This is a genomic window from Streptomyces sp. CNT360, from assembly GCF_000424785.1.
This window is the reverse complement of record NZ_AUKO01000001.1, coordinates 943,716-957,480: the sequence shown is the minus strand read 5'-3', so window position 1 is coordinate 957,480 and position 13,765 is coordinate 943,716. Positions and strand designations below refer to the sequence as shown.

10 protein-coding genes are annotated in these 13,765 nt (G+C 72.0%); 9 read left to right on the top strand and 1 reads right to left on the bottom strand.

Features of this window, described 5'->3' with window-relative positions; genetic code table 11:
• The first annotated feature begins 372 nt into the window (after positions 1-372).
• Positions 373-1,518, top strand: coding sequence for a winged helix-turn-helix domain-containing protein (locus H297_RS43615; RefSeq protein ID WP_027736007.1), 1,146 nt, complete (start codon positions 373-375; stop codon positions 1,516-1,518).
• A 533-nt stretch (positions 1,519-2,051) separates the two neighbouring features.
• Here H297_RS43615 and H297_RS0104065 read toward each other — a convergent pair.
• Complete coding sequence (locus H297_RS0104065) at positions 2,052-2,858, bottom strand: hypothetical protein (protein WP_027736006.1); 807 nt, start codon at positions 2,856-2,858, stop codon at positions 2,052-2,054.
• Positions 2,859-3,135: 277 nt separating this feature from the next.
• Between H297_RS0104065 and H297_RS0104060 the strand changes: the two genes are divergently transcribed.
• From H297_RS0104060 to H297_RS0104025, 8 genes are all read left to right on the top strand, one after another.
• The gene (locus tag H297_RS0104060; protein WP_027736005.1) at positions 3,136-4,638 is read left to right on the top strand and encodes an aldehyde dehydrogenase family protein; all 1,503 of its coding nucleotides are present in this window, start codon (positions 3,136-3,138) and stop codon (positions 4,636-4,638) included.
• Positions 4,639-4,795: 157 nt separating this feature from the next.
• Positions 4,796-6,379: a GMC oxidoreductase gene (locus tag H297_RS0104055; protein WP_027736004.1), complete on the top strand. Its 1,584-nt coding sequence runs from the start codon at positions 4,796-4,798 to the stop codon at positions 6,377-6,379.
• 59 nt (positions 6,380-6,438) lie between these two features.
• On the top strand, positions 6,439-7,590 hold the full coding sequence (locus H297_RS0104050; RefSeq protein WP_051351516.1) for a glycine betaine/L-proline ABC transporter ATP-binding protein: 1,152 nt from the start codon (positions 6,439-6,441) through the stop codon (positions 7,588-7,590).
• A gap of 64 nt (positions 7,591-7,654) precedes the next feature.
• Positions 7,655-9,715, top strand: a complete 2,061-nt coding sequence (locus H297_RS0104045; protein ID WP_027736002.1) for an ABC transporter permease subunit — start codon at positions 7,655-7,657, stop codon at positions 9,713-9,715.
• An 11-nt stretch (positions 9,716-9,726) separates the two neighbouring features.
• On the top strand, positions 9,727-10,668 hold the full coding sequence (locus H297_RS0104040) for a glycine betaine ABC transporter substrate-binding protein (protein ID WP_051351515.1): 942 nt from the start codon (positions 9,727-9,729) through the stop codon (positions 10,666-10,668).
• Between the two features lie 129 nt (positions 10,669-10,797).
• On the top strand, positions 10,798-11,874 hold the full coding sequence (locus H297_RS34365) for a CopD family protein (RefSeq protein WP_486589389.1): 1,077 nt from the start codon (positions 10,798-10,800) through the stop codon (positions 11,872-11,874).
• Between the two features lie 95 nt (positions 11,875-11,969).
• Positions 11,970-12,545 (top strand): TetR/AcrR family transcriptional regulator, encoded by a 576-nt coding sequence (locus tag H297_RS0104030; protein WP_027736000.1) that lies wholly within the window; start codon positions 11,970-11,972, stop codon positions 12,543-12,545.
• Positions 12,546-12,592: 47 nt separating this feature from the next.
• Positions 12,593-13,750 carry a GDSL-type esterase/lipase family protein gene (locus H297_RS0104025; RefSeq protein WP_027735999.1) on the top strand — a complete coding sequence of 386 codons (1,158 nt, stop codon included), beginning with the start codon at positions 12,593-12,595 and terminating at the stop codon, positions 13,748-13,750.
• Positions 13,751-13,765: the final 15 nt, after the last annotated feature.

Sequence of the window (13,765 nt, the reverse complement as noted above, 5' to 3'; positions counted from 1 at the left end):
CGCTCCGACTACGGTGGTTACTGTTTCGCACGAGCGCGAAACGACGGCCCTTGAGGGAGTGAAAAGGGCGCCGGTGAAGGCGGGTGACGCTGCGCTCGGACCGCGTCGTCGCCCGGCGGTCCTGGTGGTCCTGGTGGTCCTGGCGGCCCGGCGGCTCGGCGGGGAGTCTCGGGCTGCGGCAGTCGGTACCGGTGCGGGGTGCGCGAGGGCGGGGCCCACTCGCGAGGACCGGGTCGGCCTGCGAGAGCGTGCCCGATGCGCGAGGACCGTACCGACCCCGAGGGTGCGGCCGACTCGTGAGCGCCGAGGTGGCGGGGCCGGGGCGGCCGGTGAGGGATGCGACAGGCGACGGCGGGTGAGGGGGAGCGGGTCGTGGGTTGGTGGCAGGTCAATGCCGACGTGCTCGCGGGCAGCCGGTTCGTGGTCTCGCCGTTGGCGGAGGCGGTCGCCGCGCTCAAGGTGCTGGAGAGGGGGAACGCCACTCACCCCGGCGAGCGGACCTGGCTCGGCGCCCACCTGCCGGCGTACCGCGCCCGGCAGTCCGCCGACCCGGTCACGGCGCTGCTGATCCGCGCCGCGCTCCGCCCCACGTGGAACGCCGACTTCCTCACCCCCACCCCGCGGCCCGGCGACGGCCCGCGTGGTCAGGCGTCGTTCGAGCAGGAGCTCGCGCGGATCCGGGAGACACCGCCCGCAGCCGCGCGCACCGACCTGCTCGTCTCCCTCGGGGCGCCGGGGCCGCTGCCGCCCCTGCTGCAACGGGACGACCTGCCGCAGCGCACGGCCGACCTCCTGCGCTGGGTGTGGCACGAGACGGTGCTGCCCTACTGGCCCAGGCGACGGCGCGCGCTTGAGGCCGATGTGGTGGCGCGGACCGCGCAGTTGAGCCGCGGTGGGTGGGCCGCGGCGCTGGACGACATGCGGCCCGGCATGCGCTGGCTCGGGGGAAGCCGTCTGCAGATCAACGCGTGGGACTACCCGCCCCGTGATCTGGCGGGTGCCCGGCTCATGTTCGTCCCGGTGACCCCGCGTGCTGGATGGGTGAGCTGGGAGAGCCCCACCGGTTCCGACTCCGCCACCGCGGGGCGCCGCGACAGGGAGGGAGGCGAAGGAGTGGCAGGAGTGGAAGGAGAGGGAGACGGCGGGGGGAACGGCAAGGGGCAGGCGGAGGCAGCCGGTGTCCGTGGCCGTGCCGTGGCCGGCTCCCGGTACGCGGTGATCTACCCCTGTGCCGGCGCGCTCGCGGAGGTGGAGGGCCAACCCGCCCCAAAAGCCCTGGGAGCCCTGCTCGGCCACGCGCGGGCCGCGGTGCTGGTGCTGCTGGAGTCCCCGCTGAGCACCACGCAGCTTGTGGGCCTCACCGGGCAGGGGCTCGGCTCGATGGGCCGCCACCTGCGGGTGCTCCTGGACGCGGGGTTGGTGCACCGGCGGCGGGCGGGGCGGTCCGTGCTGTACTACCGCACGGCTGCGGGCGACAGCCTGGTGCGGGCCCAGGTTGCCGAGCCCGCCCGTCCATGACGTCGCGGGGCATCGACCTCGGCGGAGGCGGTCGGCAAGGCTGTCTGCATGACCGGCACCCACCCCCGTCCCGAGTCTGCCCCCGCACCTGCCCCGACTCCGCCACCGGAAGCCCCGACGGGTTCGCGACCGGAAGCCCCGACGGGTTCCCGCCCGCAACCCCCGGCGAGTCAGCGACCGGGACCCGCACCGATGGGCCTCGCGGCGGGTGGTCCCTGACGCGGAGCCCCCCGACGGGCCGCTCCCGTGCCGGTGCCGCGACCCGTGCCCCCGCCGAGGTGTCCCCCCCATCAAGGCGTCTCCGCCCCACCGAGGTGTTGCCGCTTCTCGGAGGCGCTCCGCCTTCGTCGCGGCCGCCGGTGCGGGAGGCCATGACGGTGCCCATTGCGGCGACGCCGACGTGGCACGCCCGCTGCGAGAAGGCCCCCACGTCGGCTGCGGGACCGGATGCGGGAGTTCGCGCGGATGGTTGCGGCCCGCGCGACGACGACCCGCGGCTGCCGCCCGGTGGGCGACTGCCGGCGGCTGCGGTCTCAGACGTCCTTGGAGGGCGGCTCGTCCTGCCGGGGCTGCGAGCCCTGCAGGTGGTGCCTGAGCTGCTGGACGGAGACGGTGCGGTCCTTCGGCGGGGTGTCGCGGGGGACGGGCCGGTCGAAGCGGCCGAGGTCGATCCTGTCGTGGTCGGCGCCGGACCGGCGCTCCAGCCGCAGCGGGTAGGGCTTGCCCTGGGCGGCCACGTGCATGGTGACGCGCGCCTTGTCCTGGGTGCGGGTGACGGGGACGGAGGAGTGTCCGCCGACGCTGTCCCCACCGGCCCCGTGCTCGCGTTTCCACTGCGGCCCCGGCGCGGCGCCGGAGGCGGCCCGGAAGGCGTCCAGGTCGCAGGCGGTGGCCAGGCCCTTGCCGCCGAGCTCCGGGTCCTTGGGGGTGCCCTGGATGTAGCGGTCCTGGAACTTCTTGGCGACCTTCCCGCCTTCCTCGGGGCCGAGCTGTGCCTTCCAGAATGCGGCATCCGGTTTGATCCAGACCGTGTTGCCGTGCTTGATCAGGCCCATGGATCCGCCGCCGGGTACCGACATTTTTCCGGAACAATTCGCCTTCTCGTCGAGAGCGAGATCGAGCTGAAGGTCGGGGGCCTCCATTCTCAGCCGCAGAGAGCGGGCTGAATTCAGCTCGTTCGAGGCTTTTTCCGCTATTTCCTCGCCGGACAACTCTGCGGTGTCAGGGCCGTCACGTTGGGTGGCCGTGGGGACGGCGTTCGCCGGGGCCAGGAGCCCGCCCGAGGCCGTCGTCGCAGCGCATACCGCCGCGACCAGTGCTGTGCGGTGCTGCTGTCGCATGGAGGAGGCTCCGATCCGCCGTGCGGGAGGCAGGTGAGGCGCGTCGGTGCGGGGACCTGCCATATGCGGACAAAGACGTACTCACCGTACGGGCCGCTGTCGGGGGATGCACTTCGGCCCGTGATGAAGCCCACTTGTCATCGAATTTTGGACATGACATCGCGAAGACGGGGCAGGGTTCCGGACTGCCATCTGCCCTCAGGCATGGCAAAAGCCCCACGCAGGGGCACCGGGGAATCACCCGGAGAAAGCAGGAGCAAGGAAGGCAGTACCGAAGGTGTCCGTTCTTCAGAGCATTCACATCGACGGCGCATGGCGCACCGCCGCGGACGGCGGGACGCGGGAGGTGTTGGACCCCGCGGACGCCACCACGCTCGCCGTCGTCGCCGAGGGCGACACAGCGGACACCGACGCGGCGGTCGCCGCCGCCCGCCGCGCCTTCGACGAGGGCCCGTGGCCGCAGACGGCCACCGCCGAGCGGGCCGCCCTGCTGCGGCGCGTCGCCGACCTCCTCCAGCGCGACCGCGAGGAGATCGCCCTCGTCGAGTCGCGCGACACCGGCAAGACTCTGGAGGAGGGCCGCGTCGACGTCGACGACGTGACCAACGCGTTCCGCTACTTCGCCGACCTGGTGATGAACGAGTCCGGCGGGCGCGTCGTGGACGCGGGCAGCCCGGATGTGCACAGTGTCGTCGTCCACGAGCCGGTCGGCGTCTGTGCCCTGGTCACGCCCTGGAACTACCCCCTCCTCCAGGCGAGCTGGAAGGTCGCCCCGGCGCTGGCCGCGGGCAACACCTTCGTGATCAAGCCCAGCGAGATCACCCCGATGTCCACCGTGCACCTGGTGAAGCTGCTGGTGGAGGCGGGACTGCCCGCCGGGGTGGCCAACATCGTCACCGGCGCCGGGCTCCCCGTCGGGCAGCGGCTGGCAGAGCACCCCGACGTGGACCTCTTCTCCTTCACCGGCGGCCTGGCCAGCGGAACCAGGGCGGGGGCCGCGGCGGTCGCCGGGGCGAAGAAGGTCGCGCTCGAACTCGGCGGCAAGAACCCCAACGTGGTCTTCGCCGACGCCTGCGCCACCGACGAGGGCTTCGACACCGCTGTCGACCAGGCGCTGAACGCCGCCTTCATCCACAGCGGCCAGGTCTGCTCGGCCGGTGCCCGGCTGATCGTCGAGGAGTCCGTCAAGGACCGTTTCGTGGCCGAGCTCGTCTCCCGCGCGCAGCGCATCAAGCTGGGCCGCGGCACCGAGGAGGGCGTCGAGTGCGGGCCGCTGGTCTCCCGGCAGCAGCTGGAGAAGACCGAGGCCTACGTCGCCTCCGCGCTCCAGGAGGGCGCCGCGCTGCGGTGCGGCGGCGAGCGGCCGAAGCCTTCCGAGGTGCGGCCCGCCGCCGGTTACTTCTACGCACCGACCGTGCTGGACGACTGCCACCGCGGGATGCGCGTCATCCGCGAGGAGACCTTCGGGCCCCTGCTGACGGTGGAGACCTTCGCCACCGAGGACGAGGCGGTCGCGCTGGCCAACGACACCGAGTACGGGCTGGCCGGCGCGGTCTTCTCCGGCGACACCGCGCGGGCCCGCCGGGTCGCGGCCAAGCTGCGGCACGGCACGGTGTGGATCAACGACTTCCACCCCTATCTGCCGCAGGCCGAGTGGGGTGGCTTCGGCAAGTCCGGTATCGGCCGTGAGCTGGGCCCGCACGGACTGGCCGAGTACCGCGAGACCAAGCACGTGTACGAGAACCTGCGCCCCGCACCGGTCAGGTGGTTCGCGGGCTGAGCCGCCCCGGCCCTCGCCTCTCTCCCCTTCCCCGTCCCTTCGAGCCCCCTGCGGATGAACACAGCGACGCCACGGCGGTCCTCCCCTACCGGGCCGCCGCGGCGGAGCCGTATCCATGAGTCCCCCGCCCCGCAAGTTCCCAAGGAGCACAACCCCCATGGCCAGCTTTGACTATGTGATCGTCGGAGGTGGAACGGCCGGCTCGGTGATCGCCTCACGGCTCACCGAGGACCCGGACGTCACCGTCGCGCTCATCGAAGGCGGTCCCTCGGACATCGACCGCCCCGAGGTGCTCACCCTCCGCAAGTGGCTGGGCCTGCTGGGCGGCGAGCTCGACTACGAGTACACGACCACCGAGCAGCCGCGCGGCAACTCGCACATCCTGCACAGCCGCGCCAAGGTGCTCGGCGGCTGCTCGTCCCACAACACGCTGATCTCCTTCAAGCCGCTGCCCTCGGACTGGGACGAGTGGGAGGCGGCGGGCGCCACCGGCTGGGGCGCCGCGGAGATGGAGCCCTACTTCGGCAAGCTGCGCAACAACGTGGTGCGGGTGGCCAAGAAGGACCAGAACGCCATCGCGCAGGACTGGATCGACGCCGCCAAGGAGGCGCTGGACGTCCCCGAGGTCGTCGGCTTCAACGACCGCCCCTTCGACGAGGGCGTCGGCTTCTTCGACCTGTCCTACCACCCGGAGAACAACAAGCGCTCCTCCGCCTCGGTGGCCTACCTGCACCCGCACATCGAGGCCGGCGACCGCCCCAACCTGCACATCCTGCTGGAGACGTGGGCGTACAAGCTGGAGTTCGGCACCGAGGGCAGCGAGGACAGCAAGGGCAGCGAGGACAGCAAGACAGTCACCGGGGTGCACGTCCGCGCCAAGGACGGTACGGAGACGCTGCTGACCGCCGAGCGTGAGGTGCTGGTGTGCGCGGGCGCGGTGGACACGCCGCGGCTGCTGATGCACTCGGGTATCGGAAGGCGGGAGGACCTCCAGGCGCTGGGCATCCCCGTCGTGCACGACCTGCCGGGTGTGGGGGAGAACCTCATCGACCACCCCGAGTCGGTGATCGTGTGGGAGACGGACGGGCCGATCCCGGACAACTCCGCGATGGACTCCGACGCGGGACTGTTCGTCAAGCGGGACCCGGACCACAAGGGTCCCGACCTGATGTTCCACTTCTACCAGATCCCCTTCACCGACAACCCCGAGCGGCTGGGCTACGAACGCCCCGAGCACGGGGTGTCGATGACCCCGAACATTCCCAAGTCCCGTTCCCGCGGGCGTGTCTACCTCACCTCCGCCGATCCCGAGGTCAAGCCGGCCCTCGACTTCAGGTACTTCGAGGACGAGAACGACTACGACGGCAGGACCCTGGTCGACGGCATCAAGCTGGCCCGCAAGGTCGCCCAGGCCGAGCCGTTCGCCAAGTGGCTCAAGCGGGAGGTCTTCCCCGGCCCCGAGGTGACGGGCGACGAGGAGATCAGCGAGCTGGTGCGCAAGGCCGCACACACCGTCTACCACCCGGCGGGCACCTGCCGGATGGGAGCTCCGGACGACGCGCTCGCCGTCGTCGACCCACGGCTGCGCGTGCGTGGCCTGTCGGGCATCCGCATCGCGGACGCCTCCGTCTTCCCCACCATGCCCGCCGTCAACCCGATGATCGGTGTACTGATGCTCGGTGAGAAGGCGGTCGACCTCATCCGACCCCATTCGACGACGGCACCGGGAGGTGTTGCGTGATGTCCGAGACCGCCAAGGCCACCGCGAACGCTGAGAACGCCACAGACGCCACAGACGCCATGAACGCCATGAACGCTGACGGCAACGAAGCCGCCACCGACGTCACGACCAGGACCAACGACGCGGCCGACGGCAGCCCCGTCATCTCCGTCCGCAACCTGTGGAAGGTCTTCGGTCCGAAGTCCGCCCGCCGCAAACTGCCCCACGACGAGCGGGTCCAGGGCCTGTCCCAGGCCGAGATGCGGGAGCAGACCGGCTGTACCGCCGCCGTCCGCGACGTCTCCTTCGACGTCCACAAGGGCGAGGTCTTCGTCGTCATGGGCCTGTCCGGCTCCGGCAAGTCCACCCTGGTGCGCTGCCTGACCCGGCTGATCGAGCCCACGGCAGGCCAGCTGGAGTTCAACGGCCAGGACGTGCTGTCGATGGACAAGGAGACGCTGCGCGAACTGCGCCGGCACCGGGCCTCGATGGTCTTCCAGAACTTCGGCCTGCTGCCGCACCGCAGCGTGCTCGACAACGTCGCCTACGGCCTGGAGATCCAGGGCCTGGGCAAGGCCGAACGCCGGGCGCGCGCGGCCGAGATGGTGACCAAGGTCGGTCTCGACGGGCTCGGCGAGCGCCGTCCGGGCCAGCTGTCCGGCGGCCAGCAGCAGCGCGTCGGCCTCGCCCGTGCGCTGGCCGTCGACCCCGAGGTGCTGCTGTTCGACGAGCCGTTCAGCGCGCTCGACCCGCTGATCCGCCGCGACATGCAGGAGGAGGTCATCCGGCTCCACCGCGAGGAGGGCCGCACGATGGTCTTCATCACCCACGACCTGTCCGAGGCGCTGCGCCTGGGCGACCGCATCGCGCTGATGCGCGACGGCGAGGTCGTCCAGCTCGGCACGCCCGAGGAGATCGTCGCCAACCCGGCCGACGACTACGTTCGCGACTTCGTCCGCGACGTCCCCCGCGAGCAGGTCATCTCGGTGCGCCGCGCGATGCGCAAGGCCGAGGACGCCGACACCGGCAAGGGCACCGAGCTGGCCCCCGACACGCTGGTCGCCGACGCCATCGAGGCCGTCGCCCGCAGCGGGGAGAGCGCCCGTGTCGTCGAGAACGGCCGCACCATCGGCGTCGTCGACGACGCCCGTCTGCTGAGCGTCGTCGCCGGTCTGGACGAGAGCGGAAGCCGCGGCGAGAACGGCGAGCCCAAGGAGGTGGCCGCGGTATGAGCACCACGCACCATGCGGAGCCCGTACGGGCCGCCCGCACCACTGAGCCGGCCGAGGGGCTGATATGAGTACCACCACCCTGGCGAAGGCAGGCGAGCAGCAGGACGAGGGAACGCCCGCTGCGCCGCCGCCCCCTCCCGAGCCGGTGAGCGGCGCCCGCGCGTTGCTGGCCCGCCCCGCGCTGGTCGCGTTCGTGGCCGTGCTCGTCGTCCTGGTCGTCGGCGCCCTCGCGCTGGACGGCAACTGGCCCGGCGTGCTCGACCTGTCCTCGAAGGTGCAGGACGGGCTGGACTCCGTCAGCAACTGGCTGACCGACAACCGGGCCAAGAGCCCGCTGTTCCTCTACTTCCTGCTGCACATCAGCAACTGGTCCGAGGGCGGCGTCGACTACGTCTTCACCTTCCTCAGCAACCTGGGCTGGGTGGGCGTGACCGTGCTGGCCACCGCCGTCTCCTGGTACGTGTCCGGCGCCGGTCGGAAGGTGCGCTCGCTGCGCATCGCGCTGCTGACGCTGTGCACCTTCGGCATCTTCGGCGTGCTGGGCGTGTGGGAGTACGCCATGTCCACGCTGGCCCTGATGGTGGTGGCGGTCGCCGTCTCCGCCGTCATCGGCGTGCTGCTGGGCCTGGTCGCCGGCCTGTCCGAGACGGGCAACCGCGTGCTGCGGCCGGTGTTCGACACCATGCAGGTGATGCCGGCGTTCGCCTACCTGCTGCCGCTGGTGCTGATCTTCGGCATCGGCTCACCGGCCGCCCTGGTCTCCACCGTCATCTACGCCGCACCTCCCATGGCCCGCCTCACGGCGCTGGGTCTGCGCGGCGCCGACCCGGCCGCGCTGGAGGCCTCCCGCTCGCTGGGCTCGGACGCCTGGCAGCGGCTGTGGACCGCGCGGCTGCCGCTGGCGCGCAAGGAGATGCTGCTCGGCCTCAACCAGACGATCATGATGGCGCTGTCGATGGTCGTCATGGCCTCCGTGATCGGCGCCGGCGGCCTCGGCGACAAGGTCTACCAGGCACTGTCCAAGGACAACGTCGGCCTGGCGCTCATCCCCGGAAGCTGCATCGTGCTGATCGCGATCTGGCTCGACCGGGTCACGGCTGCCGCCGGTGACCAGCTCGACACCGCCCCGGCCGGCCCGCGCGTCGGCGGCGACGCCGGAGCGGTCGCGCTGGCGAAGGTGGGCGGCTGGCTGGCCTGGGCCGTCTTCATTCTGTTCGCCGTCTTCGGCAGCGTCCTGGGGCCGGTGGGCGAGCGCTCCTGGCCCCTGAGCTGGACCGTCTCGATCTCTTCTCCGCTCACCCGGGCCATCGAGTCCTTCACCAAGGCCATCTCCGACGGGGTGCCGCTCGTGGGCGGCACCGACGTGTGGGCCGCGCACTTCACCTCCTGGGTGCTCAACCCGATGCGCGAGGCCATGCAGGCCGCGCCCTGGTGGGGCGTGCTGCTGCTGGTGGCCGTCCTGGCCTGGCTGGCCGGCTCGTGGCGGGCCGGGCTGACCGGCGTGCTCTCGCTCGCGGTGCTCGGCGTCCTGGGGCTGTGGGACAAGTCCATGGACACGCTCTCGCAGGTGCTCGTCGCGGTGCTGTGCACCCTGATCGTCGGCGTCGTCATCGGCATCCTGGCCGCCCGCTCGACGTGGGTGATGCGGCTGATCCGGCCCGTCCTGGACGTCATGCAGACCATGCCGCAGTTCGTCTACCTGGTGCCCGTGGTGGCCCTGGTCGGCGTCGGCCGCCCCGCCGCGATCCTGGCGGCGACCGTGTACGCGCTGCCGGCCGTCATCCGCATCACCGCGCAGGGCCTGCGTACCGTGGACCCGGCCGCGATGGAGGCGTCCCGCTCGCTGGGCGGCACGGGGTGGCAGCAGTTGCGCCAGGTGCAGCTCCCGCTGGCCCGTCCCTCGCTGATGCTGGCCTGCAACCAGGGCGTGGTCCTGGTACTGGCCATGGTCGTCATCGGCGGCCTGGTCGGCGGCGGCGCGCTCGGCTACGACGTCGTCTACGGGCTCCAGAAGAGCGACCTGGGCGTCGGCCTCTCGGCCGGTGTCGCCATCGTCTGCCTGGGGCTGGTGCTCGACCGGCTCACCCAGTCCGCGGGCACCGGCAAGCGCGGAGGTACCAAGTGAAGCGCACACGCATGATCCGGGCCGGTGTGGCGGGGGCCGCCGCCCTCGCCCTGGCCGCCGGCCTCAGCTCCTGCGGCAAGGCCGACCCGTACTACAGCGGTTCGGCCAACACCGTCACCCTGCCCATCGCGGCCTGGGCCGGTTCCGAGGCGAACGTGGCAGTGGCCAAGCAGATCCTGGAGAAGAAGCTCGGCTACCGGGTCAAGACGCTCCAGATGGACGAGCCCGTCATGTTCGACGCGCTCAACACCGGCCGCGCGGACGCCATGATGGAGGACTGGCGCGGGGTGCCGAAGAAGGAGAAGAAGTACGTCGAGGAGCTCAAGACGGTCTCCTACGAGGGCGAGCTCGGTGTGACCGGCCACATCGGCTGGTACGTGCCCACCTACTTCGCCAAGAAGCACCCCGAGGTCAAGAACTGGAAGAACCTTCCGAAGCTGAAGAAGTACTTCCAGACCCCGGAGAGCGGCGACAAGGGCCAGTTGCTGGAGGGCTCCCCGTCCTTCTCCACGTACGACGACGCGATCATCAAGAACCTGGACCTGCCCTACAAGACGGTCTACGCCGGCAGCGAGGCCGCACAGGTCAAGGAGATCCAGAAGCGCGCCGCCAAGAAGCAGCCCTTCCTCTCCTACTGGTGGATCCCGCAGTGGCTCAACTCCAAGGTGCCCATGACGGAGGTCAAGCTGCCCAAGCGCACCCCCGGGTGCGACAAGGTGCCCTCCAAGGTGGCCTGCGCCTACCCGTACACGCCGCTGGCGAAGTTCATGAACAAGGACTTCTCCGAGCACGGCGGCAAGGCCGCGGACTTCCTCAAGAAGTTCCACTGGTCCACCGCCGAGCAGACCAAGGTCGTCAAGTGGATGACCATCGACAAGATGGACACCGACGAGGCAGCCGCCAAGTGGGTCAAGGAGAACCCGGACAAGTGGCAGAAGTGGATGCCCAAGTGAGGCGGCCGCCCGCCCCGTCGAGGTAGCTGTCCCGGACAGCCTCTCCTCGCCTCCCTCCGCCCCCGTGACGCCTGCCGTCACGGGGGCGGAGCCGTCCCCTGCATGCGCCCCCTGGTACAGAATTGCGCTGTGAGCCCGCCCGATCCGCCGCCGTGCGTACCCGCTGCCCGCGACGGTGCTCTCCGGGCGGAGCGCGGGAGCGGCGGGAGCCGGGGGCGGCACCGCGCCCCGCGCGGACGCCGGCGTACTTTCCTGCTTGCGCTGTCGGTAGCCGGATGCGTCGGCCTGCTGGTCGCCCTCGCGCTGACGGGCACCGAACTGGCCACCGGCAGCACCGGCGAGGTGCGGATACCCGGCGGCGGAGCCACCACGCTGCTGCGGTCGGTGCTGTTCGCCGCGCTGTGCGTGCAGCTCGGCGAGGTGGCGGGGCGCCGACTGGCCCGCGACGTCGCCCGCACGCTGCCCGGCACCCCCGGCACCGGTCCGGCACAGCCCCCCTCCTGGGCGGCCGGCGCCGCACTGGCCGGCATGCTCGCCGCCCTGGCCCTCGCCTCCATGGCCGCCGCCGGGGACGGCACCCTGGCCGCCGGGCTGCCCGAACTGAGCGAGATCTACGCGACCCGCGACGGCCTGCTGGCCTTCGCCGAGGCCAACGGCTTCCTGCTGGCCGCCCTCTGCGTCGTTCTGCGGCGGCCGGTGTGGGCGGCGGCCCCGCTGGCGGGCGTCGTCGTCGGTGAGGCCGTGCGGGCCCACCCCGAAGCCCACACCCAGGCCCTTGGTGCGGGCCTGACCCTCGTCCATCTCACCAGCACCGTGCTGTGGACCGGCGGCCTCGTCCACGCGCTGCGCACCGTGCGGGCCTGGCACGGCGAACCCGGCGCGGCCCGTGCCCTGTTGGCCGCCTACGCCCGGTGGGCGTTCTGGCTGTTCGCCGCCCTGTGCGTGACGGGTACGGGCAGCACCCTGCGCAAGCTGCCCTCCCTCCAGGCCGCCACCTCCTCGGCCTGGGGCCGCCTGCTCGTGGTGAAGCTTGCCGTGGTGGCGGTCGTCGCACTGTGCGCGGTCCTCGCCCGCCGGGTGCTGATGCGGGACCGCACCCGGGTGACCTACGGCCAGGTGCTGCGGCCCACCGCATGGGAGTTGGCCGCGCTGGGAGCGGTGCTGGTGGTGTCCGCCCTGCTGACGGTGGCGCCCGTGCCGCGCTGAGGCTCACCGGGGGGCGAGGGTGCCCGTCTCCCTTCGGAAGTTGCCTAAAAGTTTTAGGTACCTGCACAATGGTGTCAGCCGGAAGGAGTGACACCATGGCGCGCGCAGGACTCACCACCGAACGCCTCACCAGGGCCGGGGCCGAGCTGGCCGACGAGGTCGGCTTCGACCAGGTGACCGTCTCGGCGCTGGCCCGGCAGTTCGACGTCAAGGTCGCCAGCCTCTACTCGCACCTGAAGAACTCCCACGACCTCAAGACCCGCATCGCCCTCCTCGCACTGGAGGAGCTCGCCGACCGCGCCGCCGAGGCGCTGGCCGGACGGTCCGGCAAGGAGGCGCTCACCGCCCTGGCGAACGTCTACCGCGACTACGCCCGCGAACACCCCGGCCGCTACGCCGCCGCCCAGTTCCGCCTCGACCCCCGGACGGCCGCCGCCAGCGCGGGTGTACGGCACGCCCGGATGACGCGCGCCGTGCTGCGCGGCTACGACCTGCCGGAGCCGGACCGTACGCACGCGGTCCGGCTGCTCGGCAGCGTCTTCCACGGCTACGTCAGCCTGGAGATGGGCGGCGGCTTCAGCCACAGCGCCCCCGACAGCGAGGAGACCTGGTCCACGACCCTGGACGCGCTCGACGCGTTGCTGCGCAACTGGCCCGGATCCGGCCGCTGAAGGCCACCGCCCTGCCCACCGAACACGCCGAGAAACCGGAGAACCCCGTGCGCCCCTGGACCAGCACCCCCGTCACCGCTGAGCTGCTGCGCGGCGCCCTGGAAGTGGAGCGCACCGCCGACGGCGTCCTGCCGCACCGGCTGCCCGCCCGGGCCCGCGCCCAGTGCGCCGACCCCCAGCTCGCCATGGCCGAGTCGCAGCCCTCCGGCGTACGGCTCGCGTTCCGCACCCGCGCCACCGCCGTCGAACTGGACACCCGGCCCACCAAGCGGATCTACGTAGGTGCTCCGCCGCGCCCGGACGGGGTCTACGAACTGCTCGTCGACGGCGAGCCGGCCGGCCGCGCCACTGTCGCCGAGGGCAGCACCCTCACCATCGACATGGCCGCGGGAACCTTCGAGCAGCAGGCGGGTCCGATCGGCACCTGCCGCTTCACCGGGCTGCCCGACCGGTCGAAGGACGTCGAGATCTGGCTGCCCCACGACGAGACCACCGAACTGGTCACCCTGCGCACCGACGCCCCCGTCGAACCGGCACCCGGCCGGGACCGCCCCGTGTGGCTGCACCACGGCAGCTCGATCAGCCACGGTTCCAACGCCACGAGGCCCACCGCCACCTGGCCCGCGCTCGCCGCCGCACGCGGCGGAGCGGAGCTGGTCAACCTGGGGCTGGGCGGCGGTGCCCTGCTCGACCCGTTCACCGCGCGCGCGATGCGGGACACCCCCGCCGACCTGCTCAGCATCAAGATCGGCATCAACCTGGTCAACAGCGACCTGATGCGGCTGCGGGCCTTCACGCCTGCCGTGCACGGCTTCCTCGACACCCTCCGCGAGGGCCATCCGACCGCACCGCTGCTGGTCGTCTCACCCTTGCTGTGCCCCCTCCACGAGGAGACCCCCGGGCCCGCCGTCCCCGACCTCTCCGACGGCCGACTGCGCTTCCGAGCCGTGGGGGACCCCGCGGAGAGGGCGAGCGGCAAGCTCACCCTCGGCGTCATCCGCGACGAACTCGCCCGGATCGTGGCGCAGCGGGCGGCCGAGGACCCGCACCTGCACCACCTCGACGGCCGCGAACTGTACGGCGAGGCCGACGCCGCCGAGCTGCCCCTGCCCGACGGCCTCCACCCCGACGCCGCCACCCACCGGCGCATCGGCGCACGCTTCGCGGAGCGGGCCTTCGCCGAGACGGGCCCCTTCGGGCGCTGAGCGCCGCCCACGGGA